This is a genomic window from Agrobacterium sp. rho-13.3, assembly GCF_033957765.2.
In the GTDB taxonomy this organism is placed as follows: Bacteria; Pseudomonadota; Alphaproteobacteria; order Rhizobiales; family Rhizobiaceae; genus Agrobacterium.
This window is the reverse complement of the sequence record NZ_CP192775.1, coordinates 107,114-132,509: the sequence shown is the minus strand read 5'-3', so window position 1 is coordinate 132,509 and position 25,396 is coordinate 107,114. Positions and strand designations below refer to the sequence as shown.

Here is a 25,396-nt window from a genome sequence, read left to right as displayed (position 1 = left end):
AACGCTTTGAACCGGGGGCATGTGGGACGCGCCAGACGGGCGCATCCCACAAGTTGAGACGGAATTATTCGCCGTTCTTGACGCCGGTTAGGCGGATCATGCCATCACCGGAAGGCGTGAAACCTGTCACCTTCTTGGAAGATGCGTAGAGATAAGCCTGATGGCCGAGATAGATCAGCGGCAGATCCTCATCGAGAATCTTGGTCGCAGCATCATACTTCACCTTGCGAACGGCATTGTCCGTCGAAGCGCGGGCTTCGTTCAGCAACTTGTCCACTTCGGGGTTGCAATATTTCGTGTCGTTGATGCCGCCCTTGCAGGTGACGAACTGGTGGATGTTGCCATCCGGATCAGACCGACCCGACCAATCGGAACGCGACAGGACATAGTTGCCAGCCGTCTGTTCGGAGAGCAACGTGGCAAACTCGGTGGCCTTCAGCTTCACGTCGAAACCTGCTTCCGCCGCCATCGCCTGAATGACCTGCATCGCCTGCGTCTGCGTGGTGTTGTTTGCGTGCTGTAATTCGATTTCGTACTTATCGAAACCGGCTTCCTTCATCAGCTTTTTGGCTTTTTCGATATCGCGTGCAGGAACCGGAATATCCTTGTTGTACCATGGGCTGGATGGAGGCCAGGCCTGATTGCCAGCCATTGCGGTGCCTTCGAACACGACCTGATTGATGGCGTCGCGGTCGATGGACAGCGAGAAGGCCTGACGCAGTCGCTTGTCTTTGCCAAACGGGTTGTCGGCATTGGCACCGTTGCCGATGTTGACATACATCGCCATGTAACCGGGGCCGACGATTTCACCGTAGTTGAGTTTCGCATCGGCCTTCACATCCGCAGCGTCGGATGCGGAAATACGCTCTGCCAGGTCGAGATCGCCAGACCGCAGGTTGGCGAGGCGAACCGTTGTATCCGGGATCGGCAGGAACGTGACCTTATCGATGAAGATATTGTCCTTGTTCCAGTAATCGGCAAACTTTTCGAGAACGATGCGGTCCTGCTGGATACGCTCCACGAATTTGAAAGCACCGGAGCAAACCGGCTTAGATCCGAAATTGGCGCCGAGTTCCTTGCCAGCGGTTGGCGAAATCATCATGCCTGCGCGGTCGGAAAGCTGTGCGAGCAGGCTGGCATCCGGGCTCTTCAACGTGAACTTGATCTGATAATCGCCGGTCGCTTCGATCTTCGCCACAGAAGCAAGCTCGCTCTTGCGACGTGATTCGGGCAGGGTCATGTAACGGGTGATGTTGTAGACAACGGCTTCGGCATTGAAGGGTGTGCCGTCATGGAAAACAACGCCTTCACGCAGATCCATCGTCAGCGTGCCGCCATTGTCACCCCATGCCCACTTGGTCGAAAGCTGTGGCACGATGCCCAAGCTGTTATCCAGATCGACCAGCTTGTCGCACAGGCTGGTGTAAACGATGCGGCCCACGAATGTGCGAGACTGCGCAGGGTCGAGCACGTCGGCGTCGTCCATCAGGCCAATCCGAAGATCGGCAGCCATAGCAGACGTTGCCATCAGAGTGGCGGTAAGGAGAAGTCCTGAAATTTTTGTACGTCGTTTCATTATGATTGTTCCTCTGGTCGGGTTTTTTAACAAGCCGGTTTTCCGGTCTTTTCTTTGGGCAATGCCCGGGACTTAAAGGGTGTCGGTCTCCTCTGTGGAGGTGGACTGGTCGGGAAGGTCCATCGATGTCTGGCGGATCAAACGCTCCTGAAGCGTCAACAGGTGATTGCGCATCGCTTCGCCAGCGCGTGCCGGGTCTCTCGATGCAATCGCCTCGATGATGTCGGTGTGCTGAACACGCGATTCATTCAACGTCTTGTTCTGCCGGCGGGCGCGTTCGCGGACAGATTGCCAGACCGGGTCTTGGCGAACCCGGTTGATGACGTCGAACAGTGACAGGAAAAGCTGATTGCCAGCCGTCTGCGCGATCAGACGATGCAGCGAGCCATCCCATAGTTCTCGCCAGTCAGCATCCGTGCGCTCGTAAATCTTGTCGCGCAGGTCTCGCATACGATCGATGTCGGAATCTTTGGCGCGCAGTGCTGCCAGTTGTGCCAGTTGCGGCTCTATCCGCAAGCGCACTTCCATGATTTCCATGAAATTGGTTCCGGACACAAGGCTGGCCGCGTGGTCGCTCCAGCTGTCCGGTCTTTGACCAAGAAAGGTACCCGCTCCCTGCTTTCGCCAGATCAGGCCCTCAGCCTCTAAAACTTCGAGAGCACGCCGGATTTCCCGCCTTCCAACGCCAAGGCGCTCGGAAAGAGTACGTTCCGTCGGCAGTTTCCCGTCGGCAGAAAGTGTGGTGACGCGCAGCAACTCACGCAAACGCTCCAGCGCGTAGTTTGAGTTCTCACCAGCTTTAGGGTCCGATTTCTGATCCAATGGTTCGCACCAATTTACGATTGGTTCAGTCAAACGATTCATGACGGTTTCGTCAAGTCTCTTTTGGTGCGATGCAAAATAAAACTGGTGACTGTGCTGCGTTGGAACCGAGGTGGGAAAAACGTCTGCGCCAGAGGCGATCAAAATAGACGCGGCAACGCGAACCATCGACGTTGAGCGCAACGCTAAGTCATGAAACTGGTTTATGGGCCAAGCCAAATCAGTGCCATTTTTGCCCCGATCGTCAGGCAAAAAGCACTCTGATTTCTAGCGCATAGGCTTTCTCAAATCGAAAACCGATGGACAGGTACGCCAGCCACGGCCACGTCGAATGCCACGACGGTTCCGGGGACGAGAGTGCCGTCATTTTCTGTGTTGAGGCTTGTCAGATAGAGCGTTTTGAGATCAGGGCCACCGAAGCATGGCATGGTTGGTCCCTTGAATGGCAGGATGTAAATCTCGACGATCTCACCGTCTGGCGAAAAGCGGTTGAGGCGGCCAGCTCCCACGCCCGCGCTCCAGTAAAAACCTTCGCTATCGGTCGCCGCGCCATCAGGCCTGCCTTCGCCGGGGGCGAAATCGTGCAGGCGCTGCGCCGGGCCGAGGGTTCCGGTTGCAGCATCAAAATCAAAGGCTTGAAGCAGCAATCCGCTGCTGTCCGAATGATACATGCGCCGTCCATCCGGGCTCCAGGCCAGACCGTTCGATGTCAGCATGTCGCCATCGATGATATTTTGAACCCCGCCATCCGGCGCAACCCGATAAAGCCTTGCATTGCCGGTTTGCGGCACGGCTTCGTCGCGCGTTCCAATCCAGAAATGCCCGTCTGGACCCACCTTGCCGTCATTGAGGCGGCTGTTGGGGCGATCATCATCTGGATTGCACAACAGTTCGAGTTCGCCGGTCGCGGGGTCCAGAAGATGCACGCCAGTTTGAAGGCCAGCGGCGACTTTCCCGTTTTCGCAAAGGCCGATGCAGCCCACCGGGGCGGGCATCTCGAAACGGTTGAGTTTTCCGCTCGACCCGAGACAGAAAACGGCCGGTGCGAGAATATCGACAAACCACAAATTGCCTGTGCGCTCATCCCATGTTGGAGATTCGCCAACGCGCAAAGGAACGTCGATAAGCTGGCGGAAATTGGGTTCGATGATCCGTGGCAGTGTCATAAGGTCGTCTCCGCTTGTGGCGTGTCAGCTTCCAACGCCCTGAAACATTCTGGCCCGCGCCTTCAAAATATGGTCTTTCATGGCGTCATGTGCAGCCTGTTCGCGGCGTGCAAAGATCGCTTCGACAATGGCAGTATGTTCGTTCTGCACGTCTCGCACATGCTGCGGCGTGCGTTTGAGGCTGAGGCTTCGCGTCACCGACTGGCCGATGGAGAAATGCGGCTTGAACCATGCGCGCACGGTAATGTGGAACTGGTTGTCGCTGGCGACGGCTATCGCCTCATGCAGAGCGAAGTCTTCCTCCGCGCCCAGATCGCCGCGCTCAAGACATTGCTCCAAGGCCGTAATTGCTTGCTCTATTCGCGTTTTGTCCGCCGCCTGCCAGTTGCGGGCCGCGAGTTCCGCGGCAGAGGCTTCGAGCCCGGACCGGAATTCGAAAAAGCGTTGAACATCGGCGAGCGACCCGACTGGTATTTGTTGCAACACGGACGAATCCGGCTGCTGTCGCACGTAAGAGCCGGAACCCTTTTGCGATACGATCAGATGGTCGTTGCGGAGCCGTTCCAGCGCTTCGCGCACGACAGGCCGTGATGCACCGAACAGCGTTGCGAGATTTTGCTCTGAGGGCAGGCGCCCGTTAACGGGAAAACGCCCGTCAGAAATCATCCCGATGATCTTTTCATAGATGATGTCGCTGAAGCGCGTTTCGGTTCTGTGCTGAACAGATGTGGCCGGGTGATCCATCATCGCGCCTTCATCTTTAAATTCACCATGTCCTCTGCGCGCATTGCGCCGTAGCGATGCGCGTTCTGCCTCCACACATAAAAAATCTGTAAAAATCTGTCAATACTTGTAATCATTTGAAAACAGCCATATGGTTTGCGTGCCGATGGGAGATCGGTACGCAGGCTGGCCGGGAGGGCCATTGCGACGGGGCGCAAGCCCTGTCGCGGCCGGTGATTTTTTGGGAGGATAATAGATGCGCGATGAGGATACATTTTCGCTCGGCGTGACGCGCCGTACCTTTATGGCCGGGGTAGGGGGCGTTGCAGCACTTTCTCTTGTTGGAACCACGGCCCGCGCTGCGGCTGGCAAGGAAGCGCCGCAACTGGCCGCGCTGGTTAAGGACGGAAAGCTTCCGCCGCTGGCAGACCGTTTGCCGAAAAATCCGATGGTGGTAACGCCGCACGAAAAGATCGGCACGTATGGTGGCACGCTTCGTCGCGGCCTTCGCGGCTCGTCAGACCATAACGGCATTTTGCGCATGGTCGGCAACCAGAGCCTGGTGCGCTGGAACATGGACTTCACCGAAGTCCTGCCGAACCTGGCCGAAAAATGGGAGGTCAGTGCCGACGCCACACAGTTCACGTTCCATCTGTTGCAGGGTGCGAAATGGTCGGACGGCCATCCTTTCACTGCCGATGACGTTGTGTTTGCCATCGAGGACTGCATCAAGAACAAAGAACTGTACAGCGCCACGCCTGCGCAGCTTTCGGTCGCGGGCAAAGCCGTTACCGTTGAAAAAATCGATGACTATACGGTGAAATTCACCTTTGCCGCGGCAAATGCGCTGTATCTGGAAAACCTTGCGACACCGCTCGGTCAGCATCCAACGCTGTTTCCCAAGCATTATTGCAGCAAATTCCTGCCCAAATACAACACGGCGCTCGATGCGGATGTGAAGGCTGCTGGTGTTTCCAGCTGGACAGAGCTTTTCCGTGCCAAGTGCGGCGACATTGAAATTCCGTCGCGTTGGTCGAATGTCGATAAGCCGACGCTGGACCCTTGGGTGGTCAAAGAGCCTTATTCCGGTGGCGCAACCCGCGTTGTCATGACGCGCAATCCCTACTTCTGGCAGGTCGATACCGAGGGCAACCAATTGCCTTACATTGATGAGGTCAATTTCGGCATTTCGCAGGACGTGGAATCGCTGATGTTGAACGTCATCTCTGGAAAGATCGATATTCAGGAACGCCACATCAGCGTTCTGGCCAACAAGCCGACGCTTTCGCAGAATATGAAAAAGGGTGATTATCGCCTGCTGACGCTGGTGCCGTCTGCCGCGCAGCAGTGCCAGATTTATCTGAACATCACCCACAAAGATCCGGCAATGCGCAAGATGTTCGCCGACAAGTCGTTCCGTCAGGCTTTGTCGATTGCCCTCAACCGGCAGGAAATCGTCGATATCGTCTATTTCGGCCAGAGCGAAGGCTATCAGGCCGGGCCGCGTCCAACCCATCCATGGTATCACGAAAAGCTTGCTCGCCAGAATACCGAATACGATGCCGACAAGGCCAATGCACTTCTGGACAAGGCCGGTTACGACAAGAAAAATGGCAACGGCATACGCCTGCGGCCAGACGGTGAGCCCGTGTTCTTCTCGATCGACGTCATCCCAACCCTTTATCCAGATCTGGTCGACGCACTGGAATTGGTGAAGGCGCAGTGGGCGCAGATCGGTGTCGACATCAAGGTCAACACCATTGAACGTGCGCTTTATTATACACGCGGCGATGATAATGCCCATGATGCAGCGGTTTGGCCCGGCCCCGGCGGTCTCGACCCGATGCTCGATCCGCGCGACTTCTTCGCGTTCCATCCCCAAGGATCGCGCTATGCCATTCCTTGGGCGCTTTGGTACACATCCAATGGCCAGAAGGGCGAAGAGCCACCGGAAAGCCAGAAGAAACGCTTCAAGCTGTTTGATGAGGCACGCTCGACAGCCGACCTTGCCAAGCGCGGTGAGAAGATGAAGCAAATCTTCGATATTGCGGCGGAAGAGTTCGAGACAATCGGGCTTTGCCTCGCGGTCGGTGGTTTTGGCATCATTCGCAACAATCTGCGCAACGTGCCAGAGAAAGAGCCGGATAGCTGGTCTTGGCCAAACCCGGGTCCTGCACTGCCGCAACAGTTCACCTTCACAAGCTAAGAGCGCCAATGTGGTGTCGCCGTCACCGGCGGCGACACTTTTCCGGTTGTGTCGACCGCCCGTCATCCGCCCTGTTAAGACGGGTCGGCGCGCGCGGTGAAATGAGTGCGAGAGCGACATGCTGCTTTTTATCGTAAAACGGCTGCTGTGGATGATCCCATCCCTGTTTGCCGTCAGTTTTCTTGCCTTCGTCCTCATCCAGTTGCCGCCCGGCGACTATGTGACGACGTATATTGCCACGCTTGCCGCATCCAACGAGGTCATTGACCACAACACGGCGGCCCAATTGCGGGAACGTTTCGGCCTTGATGACCCGATGCTGGTGCAATATCTCAAATGGATATGGGGTATCATCTCACGCGGTGATTTCGGCATATCATTCGAGTGGCAGCAGCCGGTTTCTGGCCTGATCTGGGAACGTATGGCGCTGACGCTGGTGCTTGCCATTGCAAGCCTTTTGGCGACGTGGGCGATTGCACTGCCAATCGGCGTTTTCTCCGCCGTTCGTAAATATTCGATAGGCGACTATCTTTTCACGGCCTTTTCTTTCTTCGGTCTTTCCGTTCCGTCGTTCCTGTTGGCGCTGGTGCTGATGTACATTGCCGCAGTGGAGTTCGGGGCTGATGTCGGCGGGCTGTTCTCGGCAGAATATGAGGTTGCGCCCTGGAGCATCGGCAAGATGATCGATCTGATGGCGCATATCTGGCTGCCGGTGGCGATACTTGCCGTGTCCTCAACCGCAAGCCTGATCCGTGTCATGCGCGCCAACATGCTGGACGAGTTGCCGAAACCTTATGTCACCACGGCGCGTGCCAAGGGTCTCTCCGAGTTCCGCCTGCTGACCAAATATCCGCTGCGGATTGCGCTCAACCCGTTCATCTCCACCATCGCATGGCTGCTGCCCAACCTCATTTCGGGTTCCGTGGTCGTGGCCATCGTTCTGAACCTGCCCACCGCAGCCCCACTGCTTTTGCAGTCGCTGATGGCGCAGGACATGTATCTCGCCGGGGCCTTCGTGCTCTTGATCTGCGCGCTGACGCTGATCGGATCGCTCATCAGTGACATTCTTCTTGCGCTGGTCGATCCCCGAATCCGTCTCGAATAGGAGGGCGTCATGAGTGACATTGCCATCACCACCGCCGTACGCCCGGACCGTGCCGCCGTCGCTTCTCAATGGCAACTCATCTGGTGGGCGTTCAAACGCCACCGGCTGGCCATGGCTGCCCTTTTCATCACCATCGCCATGTATGTCGTTGCGCTGTTGCCCGGCTTCTTTGCGATCAATGATCCGGTGCTTCAAAATGCCCGCGCCACGTTTCATCCGCCGCAGCGTGTGCATTTGATTGATACGACTGACGGTTTTTCATTCGGTCTTCACTATTATCCGCTGAAACTGACGCGAGACCCGGAAACACTGGCGGCTATCTTCGTGGAAGACACGGCGAAGAAAATCCCGATCCAGATTTTCGGTCGCGGTTACGAATATTCCGTCCTCGGCCTGTTCACCACCGATATCCATCTGCTGGCCTCGACCGATAAAACCCGACCGCTTTTCCTGTTTGGGGCAGATCGCCTTGGTCGCGATGTCTACAGCCGTGTCGTACAGGGCTCGCAGATATCGCTGTCCATCGGCCTCGTCGGCGTGTTCTTTTCGCTGCTTCTGGGTGTCGTTCTCGGTGGTATTTCTGGCTATTACGGTGGCCGTATCGATTTCGTCATGCAGCGGATCATCGACTTCGTGCTGTCGTTGCCGACCATTCCCATCTGGCTGGCACTGGCCGCAGCGCTGCCACAGGGTTGGCCCGCCACGCTTCAATATATGATGATTACCATCATCCTGTCGTTGACCGGTTGGGCTCAGCTTGCCCGTGTGGTGCGTGGCCGGTTTCTGTCTCTCAGGACAGAGGAGTTCGTCGCAGCCGCCCGGCTTGATGGCGTGCCGGAAGGCCGCATCATCTTCCGCCACATGCTGCCGAGTTTTTCCAGCCACATCATCGCGTCGGTCACTTTGGCGGTTCCGGCGATGATCCTTGCGGAAACCTCGCTGTCGTTCCTCGGTCTTGGCCTTCAGCCTCCGACGATTTCATGGGGCGTGCTGCTTCGCGAGGCGCAAAACATTCGTTCAATCGCAACCGCTCCTTGGCTGTTCTTGCCAGGTGCTGCGGTGGTGGTCGCCGTTATGGCACTGAACCTGCTCGGTGACGGTCTGCGTGACGCAGCCGATCCCTACAACAAGTGAGGCCAACGATGAGCGATATTCATTCGATCACGCCTGCCAAGCCGCTTCTCGAAGTCCGCAATCTGATAACGGAATTTCCGGTGCGCAACGGCGTGTTCCGTGCGGTCAACGATCTTTCGTTTTCCATAGACCCCGGCAAGACGCTGTGCGTCGTGGGGGAAAGTGGTTCCGGCAAATCCGTCACCGCCCGTTCGATCCTTCAGATCATCGATAGCCCCGGTTATATCACCTCCGGGTCGATCATCCTCAACCGCGCCGATGGCACGTCGCTGGACCTTGCGAAACTCGATCCGCGTGGCCGCGCTATTCGCTCAGTGCGCGGCGCCGACATTGCGATGATCTTCCAGGAGCCGATGTCCTCGCTGTCTCCGGTCCACACGGTTGGCGACCAGATCACCGAAGTGTTGCGTCTGCATCTGAAAATGAACAAGGCGCAGGCACGGGCAGAGGCAATAGAGCTGCTGCGGCAGGTCGAAATTCCAAACCCGGAAACAGCGCTTGATAAATATGCGTTTCAGTATTCGGGCGGTATGCGCCAGCGCGCCATGATTGCCATGGCACTGGCCTGCAAACCACAATTGTTGATCGCAGATGAGCCGACCACGGCGCTTGATGTGACGACACAGGCCGAAATTCTTGACCTGATCTCGCGTTTGCAAAAGGCGCATGGCATGGCCGTGCTGTTCATTACCCACGACATGGGTGTTGTGGCGCAGATTGCCGATGATGTGCTGGTCATGCACCACGGCGTTGCCAAGGAATATGGCACGGTGGACCAGATATTCCACAGCCCGCAAGACCCTTATACGCGTATGCTGATCGGCTCCGTGCTTAAACTGGAGCAGAAGGCGGAAATCCGTCTGGCCCGCCCGCCGCTCGACCTCACTGCCGCACCCATTCTCGAGGTGAAAGACCTTTCCATGCACTTCGGCGAGATGAAGGCGCTGGACGGCGTATCCATCAAGCTGCTGCCCGGTGAAACGCTGGGCATCGTGGGGGAAAGTGGTTCTGGAAAAACCACAATGGGTCGCTCCATCATGCGGCTTTATGATCCGACCGGTGGCCGAATGCTCTATCGCAAATCGGATGGCGGCGTGGTCGATCTGGCGGAGATAGAGGGTGCGGAACTGAAAGCCGCGCGGCGTGAGCTGCGTATGGTGTTCCAGGACCCCTTCGGCTCACTCAACCCGCGCATGACCGTTGCGCAAGTTATCGGAGAGCCGCTTCTGGTCAATGGCATTGCCAAGGGCAAGGAACTGGACGAGCGCGTCTGCGCCCTGATGGAGCAGGTCGGTTTGGACCCGGCTGGGCGTGAGCGCTACCCGCACGCCTTTTCCGGCGGACAGCGCCAGCGCATCGGTATCGCCCGTGCCATCACGCTTAAGCCGCGCATCATCGTCGCGGATGAGGCAACGTCGGCGCTGGATGTGTCAGTGCGTTTTCAGGTGCTGGACTTGCTAATGCGCCTGCAAGACGAACTCGGCCTCGCCTACATCTTCATCAGTCACGATATCGGCGTTATTCGTTATATGTGCGACCGCGTGGGCGTGATGTATCGCGGCAAGCTGGTTGAGGTCGGAGATGCCGAGAAGGTCTGCAACGCACCGGATCATCCCTACACGCAAGCGCTGCTCTCGGCCATTCCACGACCTGACCCGCGTGACAGGGATCGCACCCGCAGGTTCCGTTACATTGAGCCCGCCATCGTCAAGACCGAAATCAAGGCCGGATAACTCAAAAGCGTTTTTGAAATTTATGAGGAAGACTGAAGCATGAAAATTGATCGCATGCGGGTATTCGTCACCCGCGACAAGGACCGTCCGCGAGTCGTCGTGGCGCTGGATACCGATGATGGACTGACCGGTTGGGGTGAATGTTACAATCACGGCCCAGATCTCGCGCTGCCGCCTATTCTGGATTACCTCTACAACTTCCTTGCTGGACAAGACCCAACGCGGGTAGAATATCTCTACAATCTGATGCTTCAGCAGAACCGCTTTCCTCCGGGTGCGCTCGGCTTGTCTGCAATGTCCGCGTTGGACCATTGCCTGTGGGATCTTGCTGCGAAAGCGGCTGGCGTGCCGGTTTACAAAATGCTCGGCGGAGAGGTGCGCGACCGCATCAAGGTTTATGCTGGCGTCTACACTGCACCCGATGCACCGGCGGCCAAAGAAGAGTTTGACCGGTTGAATGAGGAATGGGGTTTCACCGCCTTCAAACTCAGCCCGTGGCGTATCGACATTCACGCGCATCGCTGGGGTGAGGTTGTTCGCAGTTCTGCGGAATATTTCCGTTCGCTGCGCGAAACCGTGCGCGTTGACTATGACATCGCGTTCGACGCGCACGCCAAGATTTTTGAACCCGCTGCCGCGCGTCAACTGGGCAATGCGCTTGCGCCATACGATCCCCTGTTTTTCGAAGAGCCTTTGCGCCCTGAAAACATCGAGATGTGGGGCGATTTGAAACAGGGGCTGAACTGCACGCTGGCGACCGGCGAAAGCCTCTACAATCGCAATGAGTTTCTGCGTCTTCTTCAGGTTAAGGGTGCAGATATCATTCAGCCGGACATCTGTGTTGTCGGTGGAATTTCCGAAATGCGCAGGATTGCTGCGCTTGCTGAAGCCCACTTCGTCAGCGTCGCACCGCACAATCCCATGGGGCCGTTGGCCACGGCGGTCAACGTGCATTTTTCCGCCGCGCAGCAGAATTTCCGCATTCTGGAATATCGCCTGCCGAAAGGCCAGTGCTACGTGTATGGTGGCACGGACTTGGAAAAACGCGAGGACGAAACACGTTACGTCGTCGATCCATATCTGCCGAAGGACGGATATCTGGAACTGCGGCCCGATAGACCGGGCTGGGGTGTCGAGATGGACGAAAAAGCCATGCAGGAAGATGGTTATATACACTGGCAGCGGCGTGTGCCGAAGCGGCCAGACGGCTCTTACGCTTTTGCCTGATACGGTTTTTATCGAAAGCGGGCCGCTCTCGGCCCGCCTGTCGCCCGCATGGGGTGGACGGATGACACATCTTGCCCATGTCGGGATCGGAGACATCCTTGTTGCGATGCGTGACAAATCTTTTGAGCCTCTGAACTGGCCCCGCGCCGGAGCCTATCCGCTGTTTCCCTTTCATAATCGAATATACGGCGCATCATTTGTTCACGGTGGCGTAAAGTACGATCTCCTACCCCATCCAGCGCTTGGGCATGACGCCATACACGGCCCCGCGCATCGTCGCCCATGGCGCGTCTCCAGCCAATCCGCCAATCATGCCGTACTGACGCTCGACTACCAGCCAGATGCCGAGTGGCCGTTTGCCTTCCGCGCAGAACAGGCATTTTCACTCGACGCAACTGGGCTGACGGTGGAGCTCAAACTCACCAACCTTGCCGATATGCCAGCACCTGGTGGCATAGGCTGGCATCCCTATTTTTTGGCAGGACTTGATTGTGAAGCACAGACCGATGCGACGCTGGAATATCCGCTTGACGTTTTGAACGTTCCCAACGGTCAGCCACCCACTGCCCGAACATCGACGGCAATTTCTGCAAGCACGGGGTACACGCTGCATTTCACAGACTGGTCAAATGCACATATTCGGCGTCCCGACGGCCTCTCACTGATCCTCGAAGCTGATCCGGTTCTATCTCATCTCGCCGTTCACAGGATGGAACGTTATCTTTGCCTTGAGCCTGTCTCCATGGCCGCCGGTGTGCTTGGTGCGCCCGAAGAAGACCGCATAGGTTTAGGACTTAGAACACTTGCTCCGGGCGAAACTCTTTCGGGACATATCAGGCTGCGCATCGAACCGGGTGCGGTGTGACGCCAGACGGTGCCGTCTACATCTTCCATATGCCGTTTTTACAGGATACTTGATGAACCCGTAAGCGCGTTGTGCGTTTCGACCGTTCTACATTCCTGTGTCTGGATTATCGATGATAGCAACGCCTGTGCCTGAACGTTTTGTGCTGCTGGACGGAATTCGTGGCGTGGCAGCGGTTGCCATTGTCCATCGCCACGCGGAGATATTTTTCGGTAGACCGGAAGCGTCGAGCTATCTTGCTGTTGATTTGTTTTTTGCGCTCAGTGGTTTTGTGCTTGCCCACGCCTATGGCAAAAAACTCGGCAGCGGACAGATGTCAGCTTTCACCTTCATGAAGGCGCGCTTTTTCAGGCTTTATCCTCTTTATGGGCTTGCATTGGCGCTGATGGCGGCATTCTTCGTCTGCTTGTATTTTCTTGATCAGCCGACTCCAATCGATGATCTGCATCGCAAGATAAATCTTGGTGAACTCGGTTTTGCATTGCTGACGGGGATGCTGTTTTTACCCGCTCCCTTCACACTCACCCTCAATGGCGCGCTGTTTTTGGTCAGCCCTGCGTGGTCGTTGTTCAATGAACTGGTGGTCAATGCAGTTTACGCGCGATGGGGTGTTCGCGCGAACTTGAAAAAAATCGCGGCGATTTTGCTGGTCAGCGCGTGTGTCCTTGTCATCGCTGCCATCCAGTTCGGAAAACTCCATGCGGGCTTTCGCTGGAACGAGATGTATGCCGGTATGGCAAGAGTGTTCTTCTCGTTTTTCGTGGGTGCACTTATTTATCGGTTTTACACCGGAGCTTCGAAAATCCGGCCCATTGTGTCAGCACTGTGCCTTCTGTTCGTCTGTCTGGTGCTTTTCCTACCGATAACAAATGAAATCCGCCCGTTTTTCGATCTCTTCATCGTGCTGTTAGCATGGCCAGTCTTGCTGATAGTCTCTTGCAGAATTGTACCTGGACGCTGGGTTGGGGCGCTGTCGAATTTTCTCGGAACGGCATCTTATGGTGTCTATGTCTTGCACATTCCACTTTTGGCATGGACCACTCTGCTCATGCCTTGGCTTGGAGCCGACAATGTCGCAGTTCCCGCCGGTCTTGCCTTTATCGCGGTTACAACCTGCCTTGCTTGGGCTTTGACCATCTATTTCGATCAGCCATTGCAGAAGCGGCTGAAACAGCGCCTAAGGGCGAAGGCCAGCGACAAGGCTCTTTAAGCTCACTAAGAACGCTTAGTAGCTCTTTATTTTACGCGGCCCCAGCAGGATCGCCGATCGGCAACAGAGCCGGATTGAGCGTCGGATCGTTCGGATTTTTGGTGTCACTCGGGTCTTTGACCGGGGGTGTCGGTGGTTTTTCCTGCACGCGGTCGGGAATGCCCGGCGTCGCGGTTGGGCCACGGGGTGTGTCAACGGAATCTGTCGGCAATGGATCACGATTGGGCATGATGTGTCTCCTTGTTGAAAGGTACAACCAGTAAACCAATTGAAACCATTAGGGTTCCCGGAAATACGCTTCCCGCTTATCCATGCCAGCGGTTACCGCCCCTTTATTTCCCTGTTAACCCTCTGTTATCCATACGGTTAAAGTTTTAGTCAAATTTGAATGGATTTGAGGAACTGACCTTACCTTGGTGCCATTTTTAGCCATAACCGGGATCAGACGAGCGATCCGGCAGGTCCGCTCTAGAAATTTAAACGCCGTTCGACCTCCCTCGATCGGATAAGGTATGGAGTTAAATTGATGTCGAAGACCCTCAATTCATTCGCAATCGTCGCCCTTGCTTCTTTGGCGGCATCCCCGGTTTTGTCGGCGGATTTGTCTTCTTACGAAGCACCGCCCGCTTACAATGAAGCACCAGCGTCCTCTTCGTGGACCGGCGCTTATGTCGGCGGCCATCTCGGCGCAGCAATGCCAAGCGCAAATCCGTTCAAGGGCGGCAAAGGCTTGGCACTGGGCGCACAGGGCGGCTACGACTATGATCTCGGATCTGCGGTCGTGGGTGGTGAAGTCGAAGGAACCTATCTGGGCGACGCAAAGATGAAGGTGCCGAATGGCAACCTGAAAGAACGTTGGCGCGCTGCCGTCAAGGCAAAGGCTGGTATCAAGCTTGACGACACGCTGGTTTACGGCACAGCCGGTTTGACCGTAACGAGCCTGCGTGATGGCAACGGTGTGACCGGACCAGACGGCCTGAAGGAAGGTTATCTGCTGGGCGCAGGTGCAGAACACCGCTTCACCCCGCAAATTTCCGCAAAGGTCGAGTACAATTATGTTGCGACCGATGACGTCCGCACATTTTCCAATGGCGTAGCATCTCACACAGACCTCAGCGACCATGTCGTAAAGGGTGGCGTGAACTACCGCTTCTAATCTGCTGAAAAGGCGGCGGTTTTATTCGGCCGCCGCCTTTTTTTCCCTGCTTGCGAGAACAAGCTCGATATCCGGCGCTGCCGATAAAAGCTCTTTGGTGTAGGTGTGCTTCGGCGCATCAAAAATGTCCTCCACCAATCCCTCTTCCACAAGAACGCCGCTTTTCAATACACCCACCCGGTCGGCCATTTGCCGTACGACAGCAAGATTGTGGCTGATCAAAAGATAGGTCAGACCGAGTTCCGCCTGAAGGTTCGCCATCAGGCCAAGCACCTGCGCCTGAACGGAAACATCGAGTGCCGACGTAGGTTCATCACAGACGATAAAACGCGGCCTGCTGGACAGGGCACGAGCGATTGCGATCCGTTGTCGTTGTCCGCCGGAAAACTCATGGGGATAGCGGGTGCGTGCTGCCGGATCGATACGAACTTTGTGCAGGAGGTCGATGACGCGCGCTTCCACTTCTTTGGGGTCTGTTTCCAGCCCCAATGTGCGTATCGGTTCGGCAATGACGTCCGCAATACGCCAGCGGGGATTGAGGCTTGCGTAAGGATCCTGAAAGATCATCTGCACCGCGCTGCCGCGTTGTTTTGCCGTCAGTTCCCGAATATTGGTGTCACCAACCGTGACGCGACCGGACTGCCCGGAAAGAAGTCCAACGACGATGCGTGCAATCGTGGATTTGCCCGACCCGGATTCTCCCACGAGCGCGAATGTCTGGCCTTCGCCAATTGTGAAACTCACATCATCGACGGCCCGAATTGTATGTTCGAATCCCTTTTTTCTGAAAAAGGGAATGGCGCCACCGGGAAGGGCGAAATAGCATTTCAGGCCTTCCACTTTGACGAAATCCGGCCTTGCATCTGCACCGATGGCCGGGCGCTCATGTCTGGTTCGCGCCGATGGGATCGCGGCAATCAGCTTGCGGGTGTATTCATGCTGCGGATTGCGGATGACGTCGCTGACTGGGCCGGTTTCGACGATTTTCCCCTTGTGCATGACGGCAACGCGATCCGCGATTTCCGCCACCACGCCCATGTCATGGGTGATCAGTAAAACAGCAAGTCCCCGCCGTTCGCAAAGTGATCTCAACAGATCGATAATCTGCGCCTGTATGGAGACATCGAGTGCCGAAGTGGGTTCATCGGCAATCAACAGGTCGGGATCGGCGGCAATCGCCAGGGCAATGACCACGCGTTGCCTCATGCCCCCGGAAAACTGGTGGGGGTAGGCATCAAGGCGTCGTTCCGCATGGGGAATCCCGACCTCTTGCAGCAGCTCTATAGCCCTTTGCCGTGCGGCGGTTTCGCTGAGCGGCAAATGGCGGCGGATGGTTTCAACCAGTTGTTTGCCGATGGTATAAAGCGGATTGAGGCTGACAAGCGGGTCTTGAAACACGGTGCCAATCCGGCGTCCGCGCAACTGGCCCAATGCCGCTTCTGGCAAATCCAGCAGTGGTTCTCCGTTCAGACGGATATCGCCGCTGGCAATATGGCCCGGCGGATCGATAAGCCGTGTCACAGCCGAACCGGTTATGGATTTACCAGCGCCGGACTCGCCGATCACGCCCAGGACTTCGCCTTTCGTGATGATCAGCGACAGATCATCGACAGCGCGAAAAATACTATTGTCTCCGGGGAAATTGACGCGCAGATTTTCAATTGAAAGCACTGGCACCGTCTCAGGTCGATGGTTGGTCATGTGCGGGTGTTCCTCAAACGTGGATTGAGTGCATCACGCAGATGGTCCCCCAACAGATTGACGGAAAGCGCCAGCAAGACGAGCGTTAAAGCGGGAAAAGCCAGTATCCACCATTCACCTGAAAACAGGAATTGTTGTCCGATCCGGATCAATGTGCCCAGCGACGGGCGGGTTGGGGGAACGCCAACACCGAGGTAAGACAGTGTTGCCTCTTCAATGATGGCCAGCGCAAATCCAATCGTTGCAATGACCATAACGGGACCAGCAATATTGGGCAGAATGTGGGTGAGCACAATGCGCGTGCGGCTGACGCCGATCAATTTTGCAGCCGAGACATAATCCTTGCTTCGCTCCACCAAAACGGCGCCGCGCACGGTTCTGGCGAATTGTGGCCAGTTTGAAAAACCAATCGCAAAAATCAGCAGCCACACGGCGGCACTTTCTTTTTGTGCAGGTGAAACAAGACCCTGCGCCAGACCGAAGATCAGCAATGCAATCAGGATTGTCGGGAAGGTCAGCTGCGCATCGGCAATGCGCATGATGAGCGCATCGACAAAACCACCGGAGTAGCCGCTGATGAGGCCCGCGCCAACGCCGATAAACAGGGACAGTAATGTTGAAGAGAACGCGACGAGCAAGGAAATTCGGCTGCCGTAAAGGATCGATGACAGAACATCGCGGCCCTGATTGTCTGTTCCGAATATAAACACACTGCCGGAAAAGGCGTTTGGCTCCATTGGCGGCGTCATGCCGTCCATAAGGTTGAGCGTTGCTGGTGTGAACGGATCATGGGGCGCGATGAACGGGGCAAAAACTGCTGCCAGAATAAGAAAGCCAGATAAAAGCCCAGCCAGCAGCGTAATTCCGCTGACCCGAAGACGTCGCGATCGCTGCGGCGGCGCGGAAATTATGTCCGTTGTCATCTTATATACCTGTCTTGAGAGCGTCGATCCGAATGCGGGGATCGAGGACGTAATAGAGAACATCGACAATGAGATTGATCATGACGAAGACCAGAGCGATGAAGACGAGGTAGGCCGCCATCAGCGGCACATCGACGGCTTGAACCGACCGGATAAACAGAGAGCCGACGCCCGGCCATTGAAAGACGGTTTCGGTCACGACGGCGAAAGCAATAACCGATCCCAACTGCAAACCGGCCACGGTGATGACCGGCACCAGCGTGTTTTTCAACGCATGACCAAAATGGATCGTGCGCGATGATAAGCCTCTGGCGCGGGCAAAACGGATATAGTCCTGCCGCAAAACCTCCAGCATTTCTGCCCGCACCAGGCGCATGAGAAGCGTCATCTGAAAGAGAGACAGCGTGATGGCCGGCAAGATGATGGAACGCCATCCGGATATCGTCAAAAGCCCTGTGGTCCACCAGCCGATTTTTACGGTTTCTCCCCGGCCAAACGACGGCAACCACCCAAGTTCTACGGAAAAGACGAAGATCAGCCCGATGCCGAGCAGAAATGTTGGCAGTGAAACACCGACAAGGGAGATCGTCATCAACAGATTGGTGACGAACCCGTTCGGGCGAAGCGCACAATACACCCCGAGAATGCCGCCAATGACGAGTGCAATGGTCGCAGAGGCCAGTGCAAGTTCCAGTGTTGCGGGCAGGCGCTCGGCAATCATCCGGCTTACCGGTTCCTGTTGTCGATAGGACAGACCGAAATCACCTTGGATCCCGCGTTTCAGGAAACTGAAAAACTGCAAGGGTACGGCCTGGTTGAGCCCTAGTTGTTCTTTGAGTTTTTCACGTTCATCCAGCCGCGTTTCCTGACTCGTGAGCGATTCAAGCGGATCGCCCACAAATCGAATGACGGCAAATGCTATCAACGCGACTGCCAACATCACGAAAACCGACTGAACCAGACGTCGAAAAATAAAGCCTGTCATATTGTTATCCAATGCCAACGGGGCAAGCGTTGTGCACTTGCCCCGGCATTTCAGGTGTTGAGAGTTACTTGGTAAAATTGAAGCGGACGAACTTCGGCGAATTGTCAGGCTGAATTTCGAAGTTCACATTGTCCCGCGCTGCCCAAGCGACGACCTGATTGTGCAGTGGCAGATAAAGATGCTGATCCTTCACGTATTTCCACAGTTCAGCAACGGTTGCATCGCGCTTGTCAACGTCCAGTTCCGCACCGAGAGACTCGATCTTTTTATCGATTGCTGGGTCAGAGAAATATGTCGCGTTCCAAATGCCGTATTTCTCTCCGCGCGTATGAAGAAGATCGTTGAAGTTATAGGCGCTGTCGAATGTTGGAACACCCCAACCGTAAAGGAAGAAGTCAGATTTGCGATCTGCAAGCAGCGGTGAATGCTGGGCAAAAGGACGTGTCGCCAGCGTTACCTTGACGCCAACGCGCCCGAGAAAGCCAACGACCGCCTGTGCGATTGCTTCGTCGTTTACATATCTGTTGTTCGGTGCATCCAGCGTGATGGTGAAACCGTTGGGATATCCAGCCTCCGTCAGAAGCGCCTTGGCTTTCGCCAGATCAGGCTTGGAATAGGAGTCGAGTTCGCTGGTCCAGCCACGAACGAAGGGTGGAACGATGACGCCTGCTGGCAGTGAGTTGCCGCGCAACACAACAGCCTTCAGCGCATCGCGGTCGATAGCGAGGTCAAAAGCCTGACGGACGCGAAGGTCGCTGAGAGGATTTTTGTCCTTGGCGTCGGATGAGGCAAGCGGCGCGGCATCCAGTCTGTAACCGAGGAAGATGGAGCGGTTCTCTGCGCCGGTTTGTAGTTTCACGCCGGAGGTTTTCTTTAGCTTTTCAATATCTTGAACCGGTACGTCCTGAACAAAATCGACCTCACCGGACAAAAGAGCTGCAACCCGTGTCGCCGCATCGCTGATCGGCGTGTAGACGATTTGGGTGACGTTTGGCTTGTCCCCCCAATAGTTCGGGTTCGCGTCCAGAACGGTCTTCACATCCACTTCGCGTGATTTCAGCACGAATGGTCCGCTGCCATTGGCATTGCGCACGGCGAAGTTATCTTTGCCCGCGCCAATGTCCTGCACGTCGACAACGTTGTTCTTTTCCGCCCAGCCCTTGTCCAGAATATAGGCGCCCGTCAGGTTGTTGGGGTAAATGAGGTTGGATGCGCGCAGCTTGATCTCAACCGTATAATCATCCGCCGCCTTGACATCCACCACGTCTGCATGGAGCTGGCGCAGCTTGGACTTCTCGGAGCGTGCGCGGTTCAGGGAAAAGACCACATCTTCTGCCGTCAGATCCGCCCCATCGTGAAATTTTACACCCTTGTGGAGCGTAAACACCCAAGTGGTCGGATCACCGTCCTTGAGCTTCCAGTCTGTCGCAAGCCTTGGAATGAGCTTGCCCTTTGCGTCTCTCCACACGAGCGTTTCGTAAATCTGGCTTAGCAATGTGCCTGTGACGCCGTCATTTTGGGCCTGCGGATCAAGGGTCAGCGCATCTGACGCGCGAGTCCAGCGCAAGGTTTCCGCATTTGCTACGCCAAATGTCAGAGAAAAAGCCAAAAACGCCGCGCTTGTCAGGCGGCTCGTATGATATTTGCTCATTATTACTCCATAAAACAAAAGGATCAGTCCATTCCGAACCGCATCATCAAAACTTAAAATATATATTGCCTATAGATTTAGAAGGTAATTTAGTTCGATGAGAGCATGGCCGAGGGATTTATCGTTCTTCTTCACCGCGTCCCGAGCCATTTTCATTCCGGTTAAAGGTTAGTGGCAACCCCTCGGTGTAATTATCCTTTCGGGCGATGCCATTTCAAAGAAAAGCCCGCCGCTTGGTTGCGGCGGGCTTAAAATGGCAGCGTTGTTCCAGCGTCAGGCGCGTAAGGTAGAGGGCTGGCGATAAGAGCTTTGATTGACCGGCGGCAGTTCGAGATTGGCGCGGAAATCATCTCCGATATAGTCGGTATCGATCACGGAACGACGGCGCAGTTCCGGCAGAAGTCCGTTCAACAGAAGGTCTTCCTGATCCGGGTTGCCCAAACCATGCAGGGACAAAACATCGAGAACACCAGCGCGGACGCGCTCCTCGATGACGTCTGCCAGTTGTTCAGGCGTACCGGCAACGGACCAGTGCCCGGTTTCCTGCGCCTGAATAATCAGTTCGCGCAATGTCAGACCTTCCCGCGCATAACGCCGGAAAATCTCGACACGTCCTCGTCTGCGGTTGATGCTGGTCACTTCCGGCAGCAAGGTGTCCGGCAAGGGTTTGTCCAGCGGCAGGTCGGAAAGATCAAGTTCACCGCCCAGCATATCCGCAAGCTTCAGACGTCCCTTTTGATAGTCGATCTGCTCATGCTTGTCCTTGAGACGGCGGGCAACATCCGCGTCGGATTCGCCGATCACGGCATGGAAAGAGTTCATGATGAAGGGCAGGTTGGCGCCTCTTCCAAAGCTTGTTGCGCGGCGGCGCAGTTCCGTTGCGAAAGCAATCGCGTCTTCCAGTTTAGGCTGGGATGTGTAGACGACTTCCGCATAACGGGCGCCCACGGTCACGCCCGCATCGGATTGCCCGGCTTGAAACTGAACGGGGCGTCCTTGTGGTAGTGGCGGCACGTTGAGAGGTCCCTCAACGTTGAAATATTTGCCGCGATAGTCGATGCGATGGAATTTCGAAGGGTCGATGCTGACGGCGCCGGATGTTTTGCGCGTTGCCGCGTCCCGTTCGTTGGCGTCATAGAGAGCATTCACGATTTCGATGAATTCCGCGGCCTTGGCATATCGCTCTTCCGGGCTTGGCAACTGCTCCCCGAAGTTTTCTTCACCCACGGATGACGTTACGGCATTCCAGCCGCTGCGCCCGCCCGAGGCGTGATCCAGCGTGCCGATCTGCCTCGCCAGATTATAGGGATGGTGGAAGGTGGTGGAGATCGTCGCGATAAGACCGATATGGGAGGTCGCCTGGCTGAGAGCAGCCAAAGCGACAATCGGTTCCTGTATACCAGCCGTTCCAGCCAAACCGTCCGGGTCGATATGAAGCAAATCGGCGGTGAACAGGCCGGTGATCTTCTCAGCTTCCGCCTTGCGTGCAAGGTCAAATGCACGCTTGATTCCAAACGTGGCGTCAGCATCATTGCCTGTGCTGACGATGCTGCTGGCTCCGGTCAAGGTCTTCAATCGGCGTGTACGGGTGGTCATGGGAATTCCTTCACTCTGTATTTTTCGTGCCATTTGACTTCAGGCAAGCGCGGGGACGGCATCCAGCAAGGCGCGCGTGTAACTGTGATGAGGGCTGGAGAAGACTTTTGTGACGTCGCCAGTCTCCACCACACGTCCGTCCTTCATCACCAGCACGCGATCTGTCAGGTGGTGCACCACGCCCAGATCGTGTGAGATGAAAAGAAGCGAGGTCCCAAACGCCGCCTGCAATTCGGCCAAAAGGTCCAGCACCTGCGCTTGCACGGAAACGTCGAGCGCACTGACAGGCTCATCTGCAATCAATAGCTTCGGACTGGGTGCAAACGCGCGTGCAATCGCTACACGCTGGCGCTGGCCGCCGGAAAGTTCCCGGGGGTAACGGTCGAGAAACTGCGGGCCAAGGCGCACGGCATCCAGAACCTCCAGAACACGTGCCCGACGCGCAGCGCCAAAAACGCCTATGGAATCGAGGCTTTCACCGATGATTTTTTCAACCGTGTAGCGCGGGTCAAAGGAACTGAGGGCATCCTGTGCGATCAGTTGCATATTGGCGCGTCGTGAGCGTCGGTCCGCCTCACGAATATTGCTCCAAGCCTTGCCTTCGATGAGAACATTGCCTTCGTCCGGTTCGGTCAATCCGAGAACGATCTTTGCGACCGTTGTTTTGCCAGAGCCGGATTCACCGACGATGCCCAGAGACTCGCCTTCCAGTAGCTCAAACGAGACATCGTTGACAGCAAACGCGCCGCCATTCCCGCTGTAGTGCTTCACCAAATTATGGGCCGATAGAACTGTATTTTGCGGATTGATCTGTTTTGTCGGAAGACTGAGGCGGACGCCTTCGGCAGTTTGCGGGGGAAGTTTCGTCTTTGTCTCGTTTGGGTTCAACACGGCCTGCGGGGAAAGGCGGAACCCTCGTGAGCTGGCAGAGGGCACGGCATCCAGGAGCTGGCGTGTGTAGGGGTGCTCCGGGTTGTTCAGAATTTTCCGCGTTTCACCCTCTTCAACAATGATGCCATCCTTCATCACCAGAACACGATCCGCCAGCTTGGCGACGACAGCCAGATCGTGGCTGATCAGGAGAAGCGTATGGCCTTCCTTTCGGCGCTGATCCAGCAGATCAAGAATCTGCTTTTGTACGGTTGCGTCCAGCGCCGTGGTTGGCTCGTCGGCGATGAGAAGGGCGGGTTTGCGCGCGATCGCTGTTGCGATCAGTGCACGTTGCCGCAGACCGCCGGAAAGCTGGTGGGGATATTGCCGCAACCGCCTGTCGGGGTCTGGAATTCCAACCGTCTGAAGCAATGCGCGGCTGTCGACACGCAACTCGGACCGACCGAAGAACCCGCGCCTGCCGAATGCGTCCGACAGCTGCTGGGAAATGCGGCGGAGCGGATCGAGCGAAACGAGCGCGTCCTGCAAGACGAATCCGATCTTATGGCCGCGAAGACGTCGCCAATCTTTTTCGGTAAAGCCCAGAACGCTCTCATCGCCAATGCTGAATTCGTCTGCTCTGATCTGCGCGCCCACACCGGAAAGCCCCAGGAGGGTGCGGGCGGTGACGGATTTTCCAGAGCCGGATTCCCCGACCAAGGCAACGGTTTCACCCTGCTGGATGGTAATGTCGATACCCTGCACGACAGTGTTGGCGTTACCGTCCCGTGGGAAGCCAATGGTGAGATTGCTAATTTTAACGAGAGCGGTCATGATTGCCTCCGGCCTTCGAAAGCCTGTTGCCAGCGCCGTCCCAAGATGCTGATGGAAATGACGGTGAGGGTGATGACCACGCCTGGCCAGACGCCGATCCACCACGCCACGCGCAGATAATTGCGTGCTTCGGCAAGCATCGCACCCCATTCGGGAGCCGGCGGTTGCGGTCCCATGCCAAGGAAGCTCAACCCCGCTGCCTGAATGATGGTGGTGCCAAGGCCAATGGTCGCCAGAATGGGCACCTGCGCAATGGCGTGCGGCAGGACGTGCCGCGTCACAAGAACGAAGCGCGTCAGACCAAAGGTTTTTGCCTGTTCGACGTAACCGCTTTTGGCGATGACGAAGGTTTGGGCGCGCACCACCCTTGCAAAGCGCGGCACGGACGCCACGCCGAGCGCAAAGATCAGATTAAGCGTGCCGGGACCGGTGAAAGAAATCAAAACCAGCGCAAGCAACAGGTCTGGAAATGACGACACCACGTCCAGAAAACGTGAAATCGCTTCATCGACGATACCACGGACGAGACCGGAAAGCAGGCCGAGAAACGAGCCTGCAATGGCGGCGATGCCGATAGCGCTGACACCAATCAGCACCGAATACCGTGTTCCGTGTATGACGCGCGCAAGCACGTCCCGCCCCAGATGATCCGTGCCAAACCAATGTTCTGCCGAGGGTGGCAGTTGCGACTGCAATGGATCCGCCACGATCGGATCGATCGATGTCAGCAATTGCGGCCATAGGGTCGCGAGTGCGATGACCAAGAGAAACAAAGCCGATATCGTTTCTGCGGGATACGCGATCCAGATATGTCGAAGCCGGTTTTGTCGAATGGTCGTTGGTTCAAAAGGTGCGGAAGACAGGCTCATTTGCTGGCTCCTCGATTATCGTCTCGCAAGCGAGGATCAAGCAGCAGGTAAAGCACATCGACCAACGTGCTCAGCACGACGTAAATCAGGGCAGACAGGATCGCGACTGCCAGCACCACCGGCAGATCGTGTGATAACACGGCACCAACGGTTATGCGGCCCAGACCCGGCCTTCCGAACACGGCTTCGGTAATGACAGCACCCGATAGAAGATTGCCGATGAGCCAACCCGTCAGCGTGACGGCTGGCAGTGCGGCGTGGCGCAAACCATGTCGAAGTCGGACGATGATGTCGCTTGCGCCCCAGCTCCTGACGGTCAATGTAAACGGTTGTTCCAGCGCCCGCTCCAGGCCTTGTCTCAGCACCTGGCCCACCACGGCGCCGAGCGAAAGTCCAAGTGAAAGGGCAGGAAGCACCAGAGCGGACAGATTGCGATCTCCCGAAACCGGGAAGATTTTCAATGTGAACGAAAAAATAAACAGCAACACGATGCCGAGCCAAAAGGATGGTGTCGAGATCAACAGCAGTTCCAGGCCGCCAGCGATCGCACTTGGCAGGCGTTTTCCGGCAGTCAGAACCGCGCTGACGATGGCAAAAATTACCGCCACGACGAGGGCAGCAGCCGTTAGTTTCAGCGTCGGCACGATTTGCGACAGCACCAGACCCGACACATCTGTCTGCAAGATGTAGGAGCGCCCGAAATCACCATGCAACAACCGTGAAAGATACGAGAAATATTGCGAAAGGATCGGTTGATCCAGACCCCATTCCGCGCGGATGGCGGCTTCCACGTCCGGCGTGCGCAGCTGTTCACCGATCAGAATGCTGACAATATCGCCGGGTGCCAGATAAACGCTGATGAAGCTGAGCGTAACCGCTGCCCACAGCACGACAATGCCGGAACTCACGCGTCCCAGAACTTGTAGGGCGAGACTGTTGCGGCGCAAGCCTAATCTTTTTCGCGGCAGCGATGTCGCGTGAGGGCTACTAAGAGCGGTGGTGTTTTCAGCGGTCATGGTCAAACTCCCTGAGTGCCCTGCGGAG

Annotated in this window: 21 protein-coding genes; 8 read left to right on the top strand and 13 right to left on the bottom strand. The window is 56.2% G+C overall.

Translation table 11 applies throughout. The annotated features are described in order from the left end of the window. Positions 1-64 precede the first annotated feature (64 nt). The 4 genes from RMR16_RS15495 to RMR16_RS15480 all read right to left on the bottom strand — a co-directional run bounded on the left by RMR16_RS15495 (position 65) and on the right by RMR16_RS15480 (position 4,308). Positions 65-1,528 (bottom strand): ABC transporter substrate-binding protein, encoded by a 1,464-nt coding sequence (locus tag RMR16_RS15495; protein ID WP_413785993.1) that lies wholly within the window; start codon positions 1,526-1,528, stop codon positions 65-67. A 120-nt stretch (positions 1,529-1,648) separates the two neighbouring features. Next, positions 1,649-2,440: a FadR/GntR family transcriptional regulator gene (locus RMR16_RS15490; protein WP_413785981.1), complete on the bottom strand. Its 792-nt coding sequence runs from the start codon at positions 2,438-2,440 to the stop codon at positions 1,649-1,651. Between the two features lie 242 nt (positions 2,441-2,682). Continuing rightward, positions 2,683-3,564, bottom strand: a complete 882-nt coding sequence (locus RMR16_RS15485) for an SMP-30/gluconolactonase/LRE family protein (RefSeq protein ID WP_320199573.1) — start codon at positions 3,562-3,564, stop codon at positions 2,683-2,685. A 24-nt stretch (positions 3,565-3,588) separates the two neighbouring features. Continuing rightward, positions 3,589-4,308 (bottom strand): FadR/GntR family transcriptional regulator, encoded by a 720-nt coding sequence (locus RMR16_RS15480; RefSeq protein ID WP_320199846.1) that lies wholly within the window; start codon positions 4,306-4,308, stop codon positions 3,589-3,591. A 235-nt stretch (positions 4,309-4,543) separates the two neighbouring features. On the opposite strand from RMR16_RS15480, the gene RMR16_RS15475 reads away from it, so the two are divergent. The 7 genes from RMR16_RS15475 to RMR16_RS15445 all read left to right on the top strand — a co-directional run bounded on the left by RMR16_RS15475 (position 4,544) and on the right by RMR16_RS15445 (position 13,767). Beyond that, complete coding sequence (locus RMR16_RS15475; protein ID WP_320199572.1) at positions 4,544-6,493, top strand: ABC transporter substrate-binding protein; 1,950 nt, start codon at positions 4,544-4,546, stop codon at positions 6,491-6,493. A gap of 118 nt (positions 6,494-6,611) precedes the next feature. Continuing rightward, positions 6,612-7,598: an ABC transporter permease gene (locus RMR16_RS15470; RefSeq protein WP_320199571.1), complete on the top strand. Its 987-nt coding sequence runs from the start codon at positions 6,612-6,614 to the stop codon at positions 7,596-7,598. A 9-nt stretch (positions 7,599-7,607) separates the two neighbouring features. Beyond that, complete coding sequence (locus RMR16_RS15465; protein WP_320199570.1) at positions 7,608-8,732, top strand: ABC transporter permease; 1,125 nt, start codon at positions 7,608-7,610, stop codon at positions 8,730-8,732. 8 nt (positions 8,733-8,740) lie between these two features. After that, on the top strand, positions 8,741-10,465 hold the full coding sequence (locus tag RMR16_RS15460; RefSeq protein ID WP_320199569.1) for an ABC transporter ATP-binding protein: 1,725 nt from the start codon (positions 8,741-8,743) through the stop codon (positions 10,463-10,465). Between the two features lie 39 nt (positions 10,466-10,504). Further along, positions 10,505-11,692, top strand: a complete 1,188-nt coding sequence (locus RMR16_RS15455) for a galactarate dehydratase (RefSeq protein WP_320199568.1) — start codon at positions 10,505-10,507, stop codon at positions 11,690-11,692. Further along, positions 11,628-12,557: an aldose 1-epimerase gene (locus tag RMR16_RS15450; RefSeq protein WP_320199567.1), complete on the top strand. Its 930-nt coding sequence runs from the start codon at positions 11,628-11,630 to the stop codon at positions 12,555-12,557. Before RMR16_RS15455 ends, RMR16_RS15450 begins: the two co-directional genes overlap by 65 nt. Before the next feature lie 115 nt (positions 12,558-12,672). Beyond that, positions 12,673-13,767: an acyltransferase family protein gene (locus tag RMR16_RS15445; protein ID WP_413785992.1), complete on the top strand. Its 1,095-nt coding sequence runs from the start codon at positions 12,673-12,675 to the stop codon at positions 13,765-13,767. A 31-nt stretch (positions 13,768-13,798) separates the two neighbouring features. Here RMR16_RS15445 and RMR16_RS15440 read toward each other — a convergent pair whose 3' ends face one another. Next, a complete protein-coding gene (locus RMR16_RS15440) occupies positions 13,799-13,996 on the bottom strand; it encodes a hypothetical protein (RefSeq protein WP_320199565.1) in 198 nt (65 codons plus the stop codon). Positions 13,997-14,293: 297 nt separating this feature from the next. Between RMR16_RS15440 and RMR16_RS15435 the strand changes: the two genes are divergently transcribed. Further along, the gene (locus RMR16_RS15435) at positions 14,294-14,923 is read left to right on the top strand and encodes an outer membrane protein (RefSeq protein ID WP_320199564.1); all 630 of its coding nucleotides are present in this window, start codon (positions 14,294-14,296) and stop codon (positions 14,921-14,923) included. Positions 14,924-14,944: 21 nt separating this feature from the next. Here the strand turns inward: RMR16_RS15435 and RMR16_RS15430 are convergent, their stop codons facing one another. From RMR16_RS15430 to RMR16_RS15395, 8 genes are all read right to left on the bottom strand, one after another. Continuing rightward, on the bottom strand, positions 14,945-16,624 hold the full coding sequence (locus tag RMR16_RS15430; RefSeq protein ID WP_320199563.1) for an ABC transporter ATP-binding protein: 1,680 nt from the start codon (positions 16,622-16,624) through the stop codon (positions 14,945-14,947). Then, positions 16,621-17,547: an ABC transporter permease gene (locus tag RMR16_RS15425; protein ID WP_320199562.1), complete on the bottom strand. Its 927-nt coding sequence runs from the start codon at positions 17,545-17,547 to the stop codon at positions 16,621-16,623. The genes RMR16_RS15430 and RMR16_RS15425 overlap by 4 nt, the downstream gene beginning before the upstream one ends. Before the next feature lies 1 nt (position 17,548). Continuing rightward, on the bottom strand, positions 17,549-18,532 hold the full coding sequence (locus tag RMR16_RS15420) for an ABC transporter permease (protein ID WP_320199561.1): 984 nt from the start codon (positions 18,530-18,532) through the stop codon (positions 17,549-17,551). A 64-nt stretch (positions 18,533-18,596) separates the two neighbouring features. Then, positions 18,597-20,183, bottom strand: a complete 1,587-nt coding sequence (locus RMR16_RS15415) for an ABC transporter substrate-binding protein (protein ID WP_320199560.1) — start codon at positions 20,181-20,183, stop codon at positions 18,597-18,599. Between the two features lie 273 nt (positions 20,184-20,456). Further along, complete coding sequence (locus RMR16_RS15410) at positions 20,457-21,779, bottom strand: NtaA/DmoA family FMN-dependent monooxygenase (protein ID WP_320199559.1); 1,323 nt, start codon at positions 21,777-21,779, stop codon at positions 20,457-20,459. Positions 21,780-21,818: 39 nt separating this feature from the next. Then, positions 21,819-23,483, bottom strand: a complete 1,665-nt coding sequence (locus RMR16_RS15405) for an ABC transporter ATP-binding protein (RefSeq protein WP_320199558.1) — start codon at positions 23,481-23,483, stop codon at positions 21,819-21,821. Then, the gene (locus tag RMR16_RS15400; RefSeq protein WP_320199557.1) at positions 23,480-24,352 is read right to left on the bottom strand and encodes an ABC transporter permease; all 873 of its coding nucleotides are present in this window, start codon (positions 24,350-24,352) and stop codon (positions 23,480-23,482) included. Before RMR16_RS15400 ends, RMR16_RS15405 begins: the two co-directional genes overlap by 4 nt. After that, positions 24,349-25,368 carry an ABC transporter permease gene (locus RMR16_RS15395; protein ID WP_320199556.1) on the bottom strand — a complete coding sequence of 340 codons (1,020 nt, stop codon included), beginning with the start codon at positions 25,366-25,368 and terminating at the stop codon, positions 24,349-24,351. The genes RMR16_RS15400 and RMR16_RS15395 overlap by 4 nt, the downstream gene beginning before the upstream one ends. Between the last annotated feature and the right edge of the window lie 28 nt (positions 25,369-25,396).

What these genes read in the sequence shown, in the direction of transcription:
- RMR16_RS15420 (WP_320199561.1), bottom strand. Translation starts at nt 18,532, where the DNA reads ATGACAGGCTTTATTTTTCGACGTCTGGTTCAGTCGGTTTTCGTGATG.
- RMR16_RS15460 (WP_320199569.1), top strand. Translation starts at nt 8,741, where the DNA reads ATGAGCGATATTCATTCGATCACGCCTGCCAAGCCGCTTCTCGAAGTC.
- RMR16_RS15395 (WP_320199556.1), bottom strand. Translation starts at nt 25,368, where the DNA reads ATGACCGCTGAAAACACCACCGCTCTTAGTAGCCCTCACGCGACATCG.
- RMR16_RS15495 (WP_413785993.1), bottom strand. Translation starts at nt 1,528, where the DNA reads ATGGCAACGTCTGCTATGGCTGCCGATCTTCGGATTGGCCTGATGGAC.
- RMR16_RS15480 (WP_320199846.1), bottom strand. Translation starts at nt 4,308, where the DNA reads ATGGATCACCCGGCCACATCTGTTCAGCACAGAACCGAAACGCGCTTC.
- RMR16_RS15425 (WP_320199562.1), bottom strand. Translation starts at nt 17,547, where the DNA reads ATGACAACGGACATAATTTCCGCGCCGCCGCAGCGATCGCGACGTCTT.
- RMR16_RS15475 (WP_320199572.1), top strand. Translation starts at nt 4,544, where the DNA reads ATGCGCGATGAGGATACATTTTCGCTCGGCGTGACGCGCCGTACCTTT.
- RMR16_RS15415 (WP_320199560.1), bottom strand. Translation starts at nt 20,183, where the DNA reads ATGAGCAAATATCATACGAGCCGCCTGACAAGCGCGGCGTTTTTGGCT.
- RMR16_RS15470 (WP_320199571.1), top strand. Translation starts at nt 6,612, where the DNA reads ATGCTGCTTTTTATCGTAAAACGGCTGCTGTGGATGATCCCATCCCTG.
- RMR16_RS15490 (WP_413785981.1), bottom strand. Translation starts at nt 2,440, where the DNA reads ATGAATCGTTTGACTGAACCAATCGTAAATTGGTGCGAACCATTGGAT.
- RMR16_RS15430 (WP_320199563.1), bottom strand. Translation starts at nt 16,624, where the DNA reads ATGACCAACCATCGACCTGAGACGGTGCCAGTGCTTTCAATTGAAAAT.
- RMR16_RS15435 (WP_320199564.1), top strand. Translation starts at nt 14,294, where the DNA reads ATGTCGAAGACCCTCAATTCATTCGCAATCGTCGCCCTTGCTTCTTTG.
- RMR16_RS15450 (WP_320199567.1), top strand. Translation starts at nt 11,628, where the DNA reads ATGGTTATATACACTGGCAGCGGCGTGTGCCGAAGCGGCCAGACGGCT.
- RMR16_RS15440 (WP_320199565.1), bottom strand. Translation starts at nt 13,996, where the DNA reads ATGCCCAATCGTGATCCATTGCCGACAGATTCCGTTGACACACCCCGT.
- RMR16_RS15485 (WP_320199573.1), bottom strand. Translation starts at nt 3,564, where the DNA reads ATGACACTGCCACGGATCATCGAACCCAATTTCCGCCAGCTTATCGAC.
- RMR16_RS15405 (WP_320199558.1), bottom strand. Translation starts at nt 23,483, where the DNA reads ATGACCGCTCTCGTTAAAATTAGCAATCTCACCATTGGCTTCCCACGG.
- RMR16_RS15410 (WP_320199559.1), bottom strand. Translation starts at nt 21,779, where the DNA reads ATGACCACCCGTACACGCCGATTGAAGACCTTGACCGGAGCCAGCAGC.
- RMR16_RS15400 (WP_320199557.1), bottom strand. Translation starts at nt 24,352, where the DNA reads ATGAGCCTGTCTTCCGCACCTTTTGAACCAACGACCATTCGACAAAAC.
- RMR16_RS15465 (WP_320199570.1), top strand. Translation starts at nt 7,608, where the DNA reads ATGAGTGACATTGCCATCACCACCGCCGTACGCCCGGACCGTGCCGCC.
- RMR16_RS15455 (WP_320199568.1), top strand. Translation starts at nt 10,505, where the DNA reads ATGAAAATTGATCGCATGCGGGTATTCGTCACCCGCGACAAGGACCGT.